The organism is Novosphingobium sp. KCTC 2891 (assembly GCF_025938155.1).
Taxonomy (GTDB): domain Bacteria; phylum Pseudomonadota; class Alphaproteobacteria; order Sphingomonadales; family Sphingomonadaceae; genus Novosphingobium.
The window spans coordinates 69,407-82,788 of sequence record NZ_JAPCZG010000009.1; the positions used below are offsets into that span (position 1 = coordinate 69,407).

Sequence of the window (13,382 nt, forward strand, 5' to 3'; positions counted from 1 at the left end):
GGAAATCAGGAAAGGGGAGAGCAAAAATGGACGCATACGCGGCAATTATCGAGCGTCAAGGCGGCGAATTCGTTCTGGATAACGTCTCTATCGAGGATCCGCGCGACGGCGAAGTGCTGGTCAAGGTTGCCGCAGCTGGCATGTGTCATACCGACCTGACGGTTCGCGATCAATATTACCCGACGCCGCTGCCGGCGGTGCTGGGCCATGAAGGTTCGGGCGTTGTCGAAAAGGTCGGACGTGGCGTCACCACTGTCAAGCCAGGCGACAAGGTCGTGCTCTCCTTCAGCTATTGCGGCACCTGTCCATCGTGCCTCAAGGGGCATCAGGCCTATTGTCCGAGCCTGTTCCCGCTCAATTTCATGGGCCGCCGCCTGGATGGTTCGACGCCGATTACCCGCAACGGCCAAGAGGTCAACGCCTGCTTCTTCGGGCAATCCTCGTTCGCGACCTATTCGATCGCGTCGGAAAACAACTGCGTCAAGGTTGCCGACGACGCACAGATCGAACTTTTGGGCCCACTGGGCTGCGGCATCCAGACCGGGGCGGGCAGCATCCTCAATGCGCTTTGTCCCGAACCTGGCTCCTCGATCGCGATCTTCGGGGTCGGGTCGGTCGGCCTCAGCGCAGTGATGGCCGCCAAGGCCTCGGGCTGCCTCAAGATCATCGCGGTTGACCGCAACGCAGGCCGCTTGGAACTGGCGCGTGAACTGGGCGCCACCGATGTGATCGACGCCAACACGGTTAACGCTCAGGAAGCGATCGTCGCGATGACCGGTGGCGGCGCCGACTATGCCATGGATACCACCGCCATTCCAGCGGTGCTGCGCTCGGCGGTGGACAGCACGCACAACATGGGTGAAACCGCAGTGGTCGGCGGGGCGAAGCTGGGCACCGAATTTTCGCTAGACATGAACAACATGCTGTTTGGCCGCAAGTTGCGCGGCGTAGTCGAAGGATCGAGCACGCCGCAGGTCTTCATCCCGCAACTGATTGCGATGCAGAAGGCCGGGCTGTTCCCGTTCGAGAAGCTCTGCACCTTCTATGATCTCGACCAGATCAACCAGGCCGTCGAGGATACCGAAAAGACCGGCAAGGCGATCAAGGCCATTCTCAAAATGTAGATCGCTTTTGGGGCGGCGCACCAATCGAATTGCGCCGCCTTGGACCTGCACTTGGACCTCAGGAATTTAACAATGTCGAGTGTGTTTTCCTTCGGTTCCGGCGTTCTGGTCGCAGGTCAGATTGGTCTCGACAAGCGCGTCTTGGGCGGGAAAGGGGCCAACCTCGCCGAGATGGCGCGGATCGGGCTGCCCGTCCCGCCTGGATTCACGATTTCCGCCGGCGAATGCCTCGCTTATCTTGACCACGGCAGAGCTTCACTTGATCGCATCCGCGATGAGGTTTCGGCTGCTTTGGGGCTGGTCGAACGGGCGACGGGCAAGACGTTCGGCAATCCTCGCGATCCCCTGCTGGTCTCGGTGCGTTCGGGCGCGCGGGTATCCATGCCGGGGATGATGGACACGATCCTCAACCTTGGCATCAATGATGCTACCGTCACCGGCCTGGGCCAGTCCTCCGGGGATGAGCGGTTCGCGCTCGACAGTTATCGCCGCTTCATCCAGATGTATTCCAGTGTCGTGCTCGAAATCGAGCATGGCGTATTCGAGGCAGCCCTTGACCGCATCAAGGAAGATCGCGGCGTCGATGAGGATATCGATCTTCGAGTGGAGGATCTGCGCGGCCTGATCGCGACCTTCAAGGATCTCGTGCTTGCCCATCACGGCGCGGCCTTTCCTCAGGATGTACAGGAACAACTCTGGACGGCAATCGAGGCGGTGTTCCGCTCATGGGACTCACCGCGAGCCAAGGTCTACCGGCGCCTGAACGATATCCCCGGAGATTGGGGCACGGCGGTTAACGTCCAAGCCATGGTGTTCGGAAATCTTGGCGAGACCAGCGCTACCGGCGTCGCCTTTACCCGCAACCCTGCAACCGGCGAGAAGGCCTACTACGGCGAATGGCTGGCCAACGCCCAGGGTGAGGATGTTGTCGCCGGCATCCGCACGCCCCAGTATCTGACCAGGGCTGCCCGCGAAGCCGCAGGTGCGCGGCTTCCCTCAATGCAGGAAGCGATGCCGAAGGCCTATGCCCAACTTGCTGAGGTGTTCGAACTGCTGGAGCGCCACTATCGCGACATGCAGGACATCGAATTCACAGTCGAACGCGGCAGGCTCTACCTCCTTCAGACCCGTTCGGGCAAGCGCACCGCCAAGGCCGCGCTCAAGATTGCCGTCGACATGGTCGAAGAGAGCCTGGTCGACGAAGTGACCGCGCTGCTCCGCCTCGACCCGGCCTCGCTCGACCAGTTGCTTCACCCCTCGCTCGATCCGAATGCCCCACGGGTGCTGCTCGGAAAGGGTTTGCCTGCCTCGCCCGGGGCAGCCTCGGGAGGTGTGGTATTCGATGCGGAAACAGCGGCACGGTGGGCCGAATTGGGAGAGAAGGTCATCCTCGTCAGGCATGAGACGTCGCCTGACGACATCCATGGCATGCACGTCGCAACCGGCATCCTGACGGCGCGCGGCGGCATGACCAGCCACGCGGCCGTGGTCGCGCGGGGTATGGGCCGGCCATGCGTGGCGGGCACCGCGAGTCTCAAGATCGACCCGGTCGCGCGGGTCGCCGAGATCGGCGGCCAGCGGCTCGAAGAGGGCGCATTCATCACGATCGACGGTTCGACCGGCGAAGTGTTCCTGGGCGAACTGCCGACGATCCTGCCCAAACTTTCGGGCGATTTCGCAACGGTGATGGCATGGGCTGACAAGCATCGCCGCCTGAAGATTCGGACCAACGCGGAAACCCCGCTCGATTGCGAAATGGCCCGCCGGTTCGGGGCCGAAGGGGTCGGGCTTTGCCGAACCGAGCACATGTTCTTCGATGAAAGCCGGATCCTCGCCATGCGGCAGATGATCCTGGCCGACAGCGAAAAGGAACGACGCTCCGCGCTCGACCAGCTATTGCCCGAACAGCGCACCGACTTCCGCCGGATCTTCGAAATCATGGAAGGCTTGCCAGTCACCATCCGCCTCCTCGATCCGCCGCTGCACGAGTTTCTGCCGCATACGGATAGCGAGTTCACCGAGCTTTCGCGGGCGATGGGTATTGACGTGGAGCAGGTTCGGCATCGCGCAATCGAATTGGCGGAAACCAACCCCATGCTGGGGCATCGAGGCTGCCGACTGGGCGTGGTCTATCCCGAAATATACGAAATGCAGGCTCGCGCGATTTTCGAGGCGGCGCTCGAAGTCGCGGGCGAGGCGGGCATGGCGGTCTGTCCCGAAATCATGATTCCGCTGGTCGGATTGCCGCGTGAACTGGAATCACTGAAGGATACCCTGTACAGGGTCGCTGAAGTCGTGTTCGCCGAAAAAGGCGAGCGGATCGCCTTTAGCGTTGGCACCATGATCGAGCTGCCGCGGGCAGCCCTGGTTGCCGACGAAATCGCTGCAAGCGGGGAATTCTTCTCGTTCGGAACCAATGATCTGACCCAGACTACGCTGGGGATCAGCCGCGACGATGCGGCGCGTTTCCTGGGTGCTTATGTGGAAAAAGGCATTATCGCCAAGGACCCGTTCGTCACCCTCGATATCGAAGGGGTCGGCAAGCTGATCGAAATGGCATCGCGCAAAGGGCGCGAAACCCGGCCCGACCTAAAACTGGGGATCTGCGGCGAGCACGGCGGCGATCCGGCCACGATCGCCTTCTGTGAGGAGATCGGGTTGGACTATGTCAGCGCATCGCCTTTCCGGGTGCCGATTGCCCGACTGGCTGCGGCCCAGGCGGCGCTGGCGCCTTCATGAACGGACGATGCAAGCTGAAATTCTGAACCAAATCGAGATGAGGTGCACCTCAAATGGAATATGATCGTAAGGACGCCAAGGCCTGGGCAACGAAGACCGTCAGGGGCTTCTATCAGTGTCCGATCACCCCGATGACCGCCGATTACAAGTTCGATGTGGACGGTATCCGCTACAACATCGATAAATATGTCGAAATGGGCGTAGATGGCTTGGCCGTCGGCGGGTTCATCGCCGAATGCTGGAACGTCTCAGCGTCAGACTGGTTTCGCTATCACGAGATCGTTGCCGAGGCGAATGCCGGGCGGCTCGATCTGTGGACCATCGTGCTCGATCCCAGCGTCTATACCGCGATCGAGAAGATGCAGTTCGTCGAGAAGCTCGGGTATAACGGGGCTGAGGTGATCAACCCGGTTGTGCAGCTCAAGCGCGACGACGAAATCTATTCCTGGTTCAAGTTCCTGACCGACCACACCGATCTGGCCGTCTGCCTCTACCGGACCCCGGTTTCGGGCACCGTGCTGAGCTGGGACCTGATGCGCCGCCTGGCCGATATCGATACCGTGATCGGCGTCAAACAAGGTGCCATGAGCCGTGCCGAGACAATCAAGATCCGCCAGCTAATGCCCGAAGGCTTCAACACGATGGAGCCATTTGAATACTTCTTCCTCGACGATCTGCGTCTTGGCGGCACCGTTTGCTGGGGTGAATTGTCCTACATGCTGTACGGCAAGAAGCGCCATTTCGCCAAGGAATACATCCGCCTGGCGCATGAAGGAAAATGGGAGGAAGCGCGGGCCGCTTCCGATCAGCTCAGCGAAGTCCGCGAATTCTATCACGACAACTTCCTGTGGGATATCGCCCGCACCGCGACCTATGCCAGCGCACTTGCCAATGTGAAGGCCTGGTACGAAGCGATTGGCCTCAAGGCTGGCCCGATCCTGCCGCCGGTGGCTGATGTGACGCCGGAAAAGAAAGAGCAGATCAGGGCCAAGCTGGTCGAACTGGGCATTGCCTGAGCCGAACCAACGGGAATCCCAAAGCATGTCCAAGCAATTGCATTTCTGTTTCCACGGCGCCGGCGGGCTAGGCTCGGTCATCGGCGGATTCCTGGCGCGCGGCGGCCACAAGGTCACGCTGATTGCGCGCAAGCCCCATGTCGAGGCGATCCGCCGGGATGGCCTGAGTATTTCTGGTGTGCGGGCGCAATTCGTCCAGCGCGAAAACCTCTTCGCGGTCGAAACGCCCGAGGAGGTTGAAGGCGACATCGACTATTACATCCTGCTGACCAAGGCCAAGGGTACCGATCAGGCGCTGGCCGATGCGCAGGTGTTGGTCGATCGCACCGCTTGCGCGCTGACTTTGCAGAACGGCGTGGGCAAGGAAGGCAAACTCCAGGCCGCGTTTGGCAAGGACAAGGTGATCGGCGGCTCGATCATGGACGGGGCGACCCTGCTCGAACCGGGCAAGGCGCTCAATCACATGGCGGTTCCCGTCACCGCCTATTTCGGCGAGCTGGAAGGCGGGGAGAGCGAGCGCACGCGGATCATGGCCGAAGCGCTCGACGCTGCGGGCATGGGTTCGCGCTCAACTCCCGATATCGTCCATGTCCATTGGGAAAAAGTGGTTCAGGTCGGTGGAGCATCGTCGTGGAGCGCCAGTACGCTGGGCGCGCTTCCAAAGCTCGATTTTGTGGATGGTGTGGCGGTTCGCGAAGGCGCCGAACACTATGTCCACGTCGTCAAGGATCTGCTGGCGATCTACAAGGCGCTTGGCTACGAACCACAGAACTATTTCGCGCCGGTATCCAGATTGGTCGAGATTGACCGTGAAGGCTTTGAAGAGGCAGTGTCCGGTGTCATGGCGATGGGCACCAGGTTCAAGCCGGAAAACCGTCCTGTCCGCACCTCGATGCATGACGATCTCGTGGCGGGCCGGCGGATGGAAGTTGACGAGGTCCTGGGGCCGCTCGCGGCGGCAGCGGAGCAACTGCAGGTTCCTGCGCCAGCCTTTCTCAGCGCCTATCGGGTGCTCAAGACTTTGAACAGCTATCTGTAGTGAAAGATTGACCATGAGGCGTTATTCCATCGCCAGCATTCCGGGAGATGGAATAGGCCGCGAGGTGGTGCCTGCCGCAATCGAGGTGCTGACGGCGGCAGCGGCCAAGTGCGGTTTCGTGCTCGAATTCCGGCACTTCGACTGGAGCTGCCAGACCTACCTCGAAACCGGCAAGATGATGCCCGATGATGGGCTAGACCGGTTGCGCGATCATGATGCGGTGTTCCTCGGCGCGGTCGGCTTTCCCGGGGTACCCGATCATATCTCGCTGTGGGGGCTGCTGCTGCCGATCCGGCGCGAGTTCGAGCAGTACGTCAATCTGCGTCCGGTGCGGCTGCTGCCGGGCATCGCTTCGCCCCTGCGCGACAAGGCTCCCGGCGACATCGATTTCTGGGTGGTGCGCGAAAACTCGGAAGGCGAATATTCCCAGATCGGCGGTCGGACCGGGACCGGCGAGAACGAAATCGTCGTCCAGCAGGCGATCTTCAGCCGCCGGGGCACCGACCGCATCTTGCGCTATGCCTTCGACTTCGCTCGGCGGAGCGGGCGCAGGCATGTGACCAGCGCGACGAAGTCCAATGGACTCTATCATTCGATGCCGTTCTGGGACGAGCGCTTTGCCGCGATCGGCGCCGAATACCCCGATGTTGCCGCCGATCAGTATCATGTCGATATTCTCGCCGCACGCTTTGTGATGTCGCCCGAACGGTTCAATGTTGTGGTTGGTTCGAACCTGTTTGGTGATATCCTTTCCGATCTGGGGCCGGGAATCACTGGCACCATCGCTGTGGCGCCTTCTGCTAACCTCAACCCCGAACGGCGGTTCCCTTCGATGTTCGAGCCGGTCCACGGGTCTGCCCCGGACATCGCCGGGCAGGGCATCGCCAATCCGATCGGCCAGATTTGGTCGGGTGCAATGATGCTGGAACATCTCGGCGAAGCCGAGCCCGCCGCGCTGGTGATGCGCGCACTCGAAACGGCGCTCATTGCGCCCGATATTGCGAGGACCCCCGATCTTGGCGGAAACGGGACAACCGCGGGATTTGCGCAAGCTGTTCGCAGCACCTTGCTGGGGCTCTAGCCGGAAAGCTGGCGGTCCCGGCGCTGACCAAAGGAAACGGAGTGATGGCTGCCTATTTCATCGGATCGATCAAATCGCACGACGAAACCTGGGTGGCAGGCTATATGGCCGCAGTTCCGGCGCTGGTCGGACGCCACGGCGGGGAAATGGTCTGCCGTTCGCACGAGTTCGTCCGTTATGAGGGCGAGGGAGCCGCACCTGACTATGTCGTGGTGATCCGGTTTCCTTCGATGGAGGCGATCGACGCCTTCATGAACGATCCGGACTATGCGCCGCACAAGGATGCGCGCATCGCCTGCGCCACATCGGATATCTTCGCGATCGCCTGAGGAGGCCGCCATGAAGGTTCTGCGCACTTACCTGATCGCCGTGGGGATCTGGTATCTCTGCAATCTCGTGCTGCTCTGGCCGCCGGTCTATGCGGGGGCCCTGCGGCTGATCTACCCCGGTATTGCGCTGGGGCAGGGGACGCCGTCTTTCGGCCTGCTGCTTGATGCCTGGTTGATCGTTGGCATCCAACTGGCGGCAATCGGCCTTGTGGCGTTGTGGGGCGCGCGCGATCCGTTGCGCTACTGGGCGCTGGTTCCGGTGATCGTGCTGACCGAACTCGTCGGCTCCGCCTGGGACATCTATAGCGTCGTTTGGAGCGGAGAAGCCTTGTGGGTCGGCTTGACGACCTTGGCCGCGCATGCTGTGATCATGGCGGGTGCATGGTTTGCCAGGCGCGCGATGGAGCGGGATATCGTCTGATCAATCAGGTTGAAGCCCGCGGGCGCGCAGCCGCGCGAGGATTTCGTCTGTCGCCGGGCAGGGCAGGTCGGCCTGTCGCGCGAAGCGGGGTATGGCCCCACTGAGGTGGACGAATTCCGACGGTCTGCCCGCTTCGAGATTGCGCTGCAGCGAACTGGTGACGTCGGGTGGAAAGCGGCCGATGAAGTCCAGCTTCTCGTCTATGCAATCGGGCGGCAATTCGATGCCCAACGCCGTTGCGATCCGTTCGACCTCGGCCATGGCCTCGCGCAAAAGCGCGCTGGCCTGGGGATGGCTCAGCACCTGACCGACCTTCAGGCCGAACGCCGGGGCCACCGCGCCGATCGTCGCGGCCATCAGGAACTTGTCCCACAATGCTGGGCGCATGTCGCCTGTCAGAGTGGTGGGGACCCCAGCGGCAATAAGGTCGCCCGCAAGGTTTGCCGAGGCCTGTCCGGCAGCCGGGTCGGTTGCGTGATCGGCGACCGGGCCGGCCAGCAGCGTGGCGGGGACGCCGGTGTGGCGCACGATCCCGTCTTCCAGCTCGAAGAAGCCGTGCATGCGTGCGCCAAGCACGACAGCGCGGGGCAGGGCGGCCTGGGCGATGCCGGGTGCTTCGACCCCATTCTGCACCGTCAGCAGCGTGAAGCGGCTTCCGCGCAGTGGTTCGAGCAGGGCGAGCGCGGATTCGATCTGAAACGTCTTGGTTGCCAGGATGGCATGATCCGGAGGCGTTGCGGGATCGCATGCTGCGGACACCGGCACACGCACTTGCCGCTCGGCCCCGCCTTCGGACAGCAGCACGCCCATGTTTCGCAAGGCCTCGAGACGCGCTCCTCTGGCGATCAGCAGAACTTCATGCCCGGCGTCGTGCAACCGCGTGCTCAGGAAACTGCCGATTGCCCCGGCGCCGATGATGACAAACCGGCTCACCGCATCAGGCGAAGAAGCGGTTGTCCGGGCGCGGCAGGCCAAGATGGTCGCGCAGCGTTTCGCCTTCGTATTCGGTGCGGAACAGGCCGCGCGCCTGCAGTTCGGGTACAACCTTGCCGGTAAAGTCTTCCAGGCCTTCGGGCAGGTAAGGGAACATGGTGGTAAAACCGTCGCAAGCGCCTTGCTCAAGCCAATGCTGCATCTCGTCGGCGATGGTCTTGGCGGTGCCGACAAAGGCCAAACCGCCATAGCTGCCAGCCTTCGCGGCGAGCTGGCGGATCGTCAGGTTCTCAGCTCTGGCCAATTCGATCATGAACCGCCGCGAACTTTTGCTGGCGTTGGATTCGGGGATGTCGGGCAGGGGGCCGTCGGGATCGAAGCCCGATACGTCGTGACCCAGCATGCCAGACAGTGAATGGATGCCGCTGTCGTAGTGGACCAGGCTGTCCAGTTTCGCGCGCTTCGCGTGGGCTTCCTCGACGGTGTCTCCAACAACCAGGAATACGGCCGGCATGATCTTGATGTGATCGGGATTGCGTCCGACCGTCGCCGCCCGCCCTTTGACGTCGTCGTAATAGGCTTTGCTGCCTTCCAGCGTCGATTCCGCAGCAAATACGGCTTCGGCAGTTTCGGCAGCGAGCTGGCGGCCCGGGTCAGAGGCACCGGCCTGGAAGATGACCGGCCAGCCCTGAACCGGACGCGCGATGTTAAGCGGCCCGGTGACCGAGAAATGCTCGCCCTTGTGGTTCAGCGCATGCATTCGGTCGGGGTCGAAATAGATGCCCTTTGCTGCGTCCATAACGAAGGCATCGTCAGCGAAACTGTCCCACAGCCCGGTCACAACGTCATGAAACTCGCGGGCGCGGTGATAGCGCGCGGCGTGATCTGGCTGGGTCTCCAGGCCGAAGTTGCGGCTGCTGTCCGGATTCGAAGTGGTCACCACGTTCCAGCCGGTCCGCCCGCCGCTGATGTGATCGAGAGAGGCAAAGCGGCGCGCGACATGGAACGGCTCGTCGTAAGTGGTCGAGGCCGTTGCGACGAGGCCGATTCGCTCAGTCACCCCGGCCAGTGCGGAAAGCAACGTGAATGGCTCGAACGAGGTCACCGTGTGGCTGCGCATCAGCGCCTGGCGTGGCAGGTTGAGCACGCCGAGGTGATCGGCCATGAAGAAATAATCGAACTTGGCAGCTTCAAGGCTGCGGATGAAGCGCTGGATCGCTGCCAGGCTGAAGTTCGCGTCGGGTAAGGCACCTGGATACCGCCAAGCTCCGGTGTGGATGCTGACCGGGCGCATGAACGCGCCAAGGTGAAGTTGCTTGGCCATCAGTGCGTTTTCCGATCTGGAGGTACGGCCGGACCATACCGAACGGTCCGGCCGTTATTTCGTTAGGCAGGCATGGCCTTGCCTTGCGCCTGGTCGAGTTCCCGGCGAACCGCAAAGTGGTCGTCATAGTTCTCGGGCTTCAGGGCGAAGGCTTTCTGGCGCGGGATGCGGTTGGCGTTGATTTCATCGTACTTGAGGTAATAGGCCTTGTGCATCCGGTAGAACGGGATTTCCGGCCAGAGGTGGTGGATCAGGTGGTAGTTCTGATAAACCAGTAGCGGGTTGAGCAACCATTCCCAGCCGAACCGCATGGTTGTCGCCATGTAAGGGTCTTCGTCTTGCGCGATGATCGCGGGATGATGTGGCAGGATGACGAAGACGATGGCGATGATGAACAGCGTGATCCGTGACGGCACGAACCACAGCATAAACAGTTCCCAGCCGAAGCCGAAGTAAATTGCCGCAACGAACAGCAGCACGAGGAGCGAATAGAAGACAAGCAGTTCGGTGCCATGTTTCTTGCGCACGTTCTGACCATATTTGACGAAATACCAGATGTAGGCACCATCGAAGAAGGTCCAGCGGAATGGAACCTGCCACCAGGGCGATTCATGCTCGAACCGGTCGGGATCTTTGGGTCCATTGGTATGCGTGTGGTGCTTGTTGTGGACCCAGCGGAGCAGGACCATCGGGGCATAGGGAAAGAGGAAGAACAAGCCGATCGCGCCGATCGATTCGTTGATCCAGCCAACGCTCGACAACGACTTGTGCGAGGCGTCGTGGATCACGCTGAAAAGGAGATATGTCACGAGGCCGTTTGAGATTGCACCGACCCAAAGCGGAAGCATTGAGTTCAGCGCCAAGTACCAGGTCGTTGCGATCCCTGCCATGGAAACGACAAACAAGAGAGCTGTCGGCAGGGCGAGAACGGGCGCCTTTCGCAACTGTTCGAAATGCTCTTCGGACGATCTGGGAAACGCAATTGCAGCCATTACCCGACTTCCTTTCCTCTCACTGGTTTCTAAGCGCCTAGTTGGGTTGACGCTCGGCCTCTTTGTCGCAATTGACTCAGATCATGCTCTTGCACGCGTTTGGGCCTTACACTATTCGTTGGACAATATGCAATGCTTTCCCATCATGCAAGGGGCTTTTGGGCCGGGGAGTGGCTGGTGAAGGGGAATACCGATGAACGCACGCAAGGCTAGCCAGCTGGCAGCTAAAGGTGATGAAATGGAACATCAGGCTACCGAGCGCTTGCCTCCCGAAGATTTGAGCGCGAATGATTCGCCGCGCAAGGCTATCCAGTCCGTGGAAATTGGTGTTCGCGTCCTCAGGGCCTTGATGGATTGCCCAAGGGATGGCGCACATCTGCGTGAAGTTGCCGAGAAATCGGGTCTGTCACGCAGCCAGGCACACCGTTACCTGCTGGCTTTTGTCAATACAGGCGTGGTCGAGCAGAATGTCCAGAATGGCCGCTATGCACTAGGTGAGTTTTCAGTTCGTATTGGCATGGCCGCGCTGGCGCGGGTGGAGCCGGTACGGATCGCTGGCGATAATCTGGCGAGCGTGCTGGAAGAACTGCAAACGACAGGGTTGCTGTCGGTCTGGGGCGATTATGGGCCAACGGTGATTCGCTGGATCGATGGCGGTCTGCCCCTGTTTACCAGTTTGCACGTCGGCTCTGTTTTGCCCTTGCAGGCTTCGTCCACCGGCATCCTGTATTTGACCCATTGTTCACGAGCTTTGACTCGGCCCGTCATCGCTCAGGAGCGCGCCAGCGGGCTGGTGGTTTCCGACGACGAACTGGAAAGGCAGATAGTCCAAGCGCGCGAGATGGGATACGCGACCACACAGGGTACGGTTGTGCCTGGTCTCTCTGCCTTGAGTGTACCTGTGCTTGATTCCGGGAACAGGCTTGTTGCAACGATGAGCGTTCTCTCGCGAGTTCAGGACAAGCATTTTTATTCGAAGCCGAAGATCGAAAAGATCCGTTCGGCGGCCATGGCAGCGAGTCGTGCGATCGGCTGGCAAGGATAGCTCCTGCGGTTTTCCATCAGAAGTGGACTGGCCTCCATATTGGTGGACCGGCTTCATGGCGGGGGCGCTGCCAGGCCCGACCATCCGGAAGGTATGAACGTTGTCGCTGACCCATAAAGAGCCAATCGGCAAACGGGAGTTCATCGCCATGATGGCGATGATCCAGGCATTGCAGTCACTTGGGTTTACAACTTTGCTTCCGGCCTTGGGTGTCATGGCAAACGATCTGGGGGCAAGCGGTTCAAACCAGCGGCAATGGGTCATCGGCACCTTCCTGATCTGCTCCGGCCTGTTTTCGCTCGTCCCGGGGACGATCTCCGACCGGCTTGGGAGGAAGCCGGTCCTGCTGGTTTGCATGGGCCTGTTCGCCCTGATCAATCTGCTTTGTGCTTTCGTGGCTGACTTTTCCGTCCTGCTGGCGGCCCGCGCGCTGCTTGGCTGTGCCTCGTCCGCCCTGACCGTCCTTCCTCTGGCGATCATTCGCGACCGCTATCAAGGCGAAGACATGGCCAAGCTGCAAGCCTTTGTCGCGATGCTGTTTATGGCAGTCCCGACCCTTGCCCCAAGTTTGGGTTATGTGATCTTTACTACGCTCGGCTGGCGTGCCGTCTTCATTGTCATCGGGGTGCTGTCGATGGGAGTGTCAGCATGGTATTTCTACCGCATGGAAGAAACGCTGCCGCTTTCCCGGCGGCAGTCCCATGGTGCCAGTGAATTGTTCGGCAACATCCGCCTCGTTCTGACAAACCGCCGGTCGATCGGTTACGTCATTGGCATGGCCCTGATTTTCGGCGCTCACTTCGGCTTTATCAACAGCTCGCAGCAATTGATCGGCGAACATTTCGGGGCCGGCGGGGCCTATTCGGTAATCTTTGGCTTGATGGCGGGCTCGATGATGCTGGCCAGCATTGCCAATTCTGCGATCGTACACCGTTTCGGCATCCGGGGGATCGGCCATGCCGCCATCCTGTGCCATTTCCTTGTGTCGATCGGCCAGATCTATTTGGCATCCCGACCGGGCGAAACCCTGCTTCAGTTTGTGCTTCTGACATCCGCGAACATGTGCTTGCTGATCACGGTCTTCATCAATTTCACCGCGATTTCCCTGCAGCCATTCGGCAAGGTGGCCGGGGCCGCGGCCTCTGTTCAGACGTTCTTCCGTTTGGTGCTTGGCGCGGGGCTGGGCGCACTGATCGGGCAGGCCTACAATGGTTCCCCGCTGCCTCTGGCCTATTCGTTCTTCGGGGTGGCGAGCGTGACCATCGTGCTTGTACTGTTCAGCGAAGGCTGGCGATTGTTCGGGGGACCTATACCGGTTCAGGCTGCGAACTGACTGTGC

The 13,382-nt window shown here is 60.8% G+C and carries 12 protein-coding genes; 9 read left to right on the top strand and 3 right to left on the bottom strand.

From position 1 onward, the window contains the following. Positions 1 to 26 precede the first annotated feature (26 nt). From OLX02_RS15990 to OLX02_RS16020, 7 genes are all read left to right on the top strand, one after another. The gene (locus OLX02_RS15990) at positions 27 to 1,124 is read left to right on the top strand and encodes an NAD(P)-dependent alcohol dehydrogenase (RefSeq protein WP_011906635.1); all 1,098 of its coding nucleotides are present in this window, start codon (positions 27 to 29) and stop codon (positions 1,122 to 1,124) included. Positions 1,125 to 1,196: 72 nt separating this feature from the next. Beyond that, positions 1,197 to 3,863 carry a pyruvate, phosphate dikinase gene (gene ppdK / locus OLX02_RS15995; RefSeq protein WP_193829265.1) on the top strand — a complete coding sequence of 889 codons (2,667 nt, stop codon included), beginning with the start codon at positions 1,197 to 1,199 and terminating at the stop codon, positions 3,861 to 3,863. 53 nt (positions 3,864 to 3,916) lie between these two features. Then, a complete protein-coding gene (locus tag OLX02_RS16000) occupies positions 3,917 to 4,879 on the top strand; it encodes a dihydrodipicolinate synthase family protein (RefSeq protein WP_010890876.1) in 963 nt (320 codons plus the stop codon). Between the two features lie 25 nt (positions 4,880 to 4,904). Further along, the gene (locus OLX02_RS16005; protein WP_010890875.1) at positions 4,905 to 5,918 is read left to right on the top strand and encodes a ketopantoate reductase family protein; all 1,014 of its coding nucleotides are present in this window, start codon (positions 4,905 to 4,907) and stop codon (positions 5,916 to 5,918) included. Between the two features lie 13 nt (positions 5,919 to 5,931). Then, complete coding sequence (locus OLX02_RS16010) at positions 5,932 to 6,999, top strand: tartrate dehydrogenase (protein ID WP_010890874.1); 1,068 nt, start codon at positions 5,932 to 5,934, stop codon at positions 6,997 to 6,999. A 44-nt stretch (positions 7,000 to 7,043) separates the two neighbouring features. Further along, positions 7,044 to 7,328: a DUF1330 domain-containing protein gene (locus OLX02_RS16015; RefSeq protein ID WP_008828092.1), complete on the top strand. Its 285-nt coding sequence runs from the start codon at positions 7,044 to 7,046 to the stop codon at positions 7,326 to 7,328. Between the two features lie 10 nt (positions 7,329 to 7,338). Continuing rightward, positions 7,339 to 7,749 carry a BphX family protein gene (locus tag OLX02_RS16020; protein ID WP_008828093.1) on the top strand — a complete coding sequence of 137 codons (411 nt, stop codon included), beginning with the start codon at positions 7,339 to 7,341 and terminating at the stop codon, positions 7,747 to 7,749. Here OLX02_RS16020 and OLX02_RS16025 read toward each other — a convergent pair whose 3' ends face one another. The 3 genes from OLX02_RS16025 to OLX02_RS16035 all read right to left on the bottom strand — a co-directional run bounded on the left by OLX02_RS16025 (position 7,750) and on the right by OLX02_RS16035 (position 10,998). Then, positions 7,750 to 8,724 (bottom strand): 2-dehydropantoate 2-reductase, encoded by a 975-nt coding sequence (locus OLX02_RS16025; protein ID WP_264424499.1) that lies wholly within the window; start codon positions 8,722 to 8,724, stop codon positions 7,750 to 7,752. It lies immediately after the preceding gene. Then, entirely contained in the window at positions 8,687 to 9,976 is a 1,290-nt protein-coding gene (locus OLX02_RS16030) for an LLM class flavin-dependent oxidoreductase (protein ID WP_264424501.1), read from the bottom strand. Before OLX02_RS16030 ends, OLX02_RS16025 begins: the two co-directional genes overlap by 38 nt. A 92-nt stretch (positions 9,977 to 10,068) precedes the next feature. Then, on the bottom strand, positions 10,069 to 10,998 hold the full coding sequence (locus OLX02_RS16035; protein ID WP_010890871.1) for a fatty acid desaturase: 930 nt from the start codon (positions 10,996 to 10,998) through the stop codon (positions 10,069 to 10,071). Between the two features lie 193 nt (positions 10,999 to 11,191). Between OLX02_RS16035 and OLX02_RS16040 the strand changes: the two genes are divergently transcribed. After that, positions 11,192 to 12,043, top strand: a complete 852-nt coding sequence (locus OLX02_RS16040) for an IclR family transcriptional regulator (RefSeq protein ID WP_240959863.1) — start codon at positions 11,192 to 11,194, stop codon at positions 12,041 to 12,043. Positions 12,044 to 12,143: 100 nt separating this feature from the next. After that, on the top strand, positions 12,144 to 13,376 hold the full coding sequence (locus OLX02_RS16045; protein ID WP_230487997.1) for a multidrug effflux MFS transporter: 1,233 nt from the start codon (positions 12,144 to 12,146) through the stop codon (positions 13,374 to 13,376). The last annotated feature ends 6 nt before the right edge of the window (positions 13,377 to 13,382 follow it).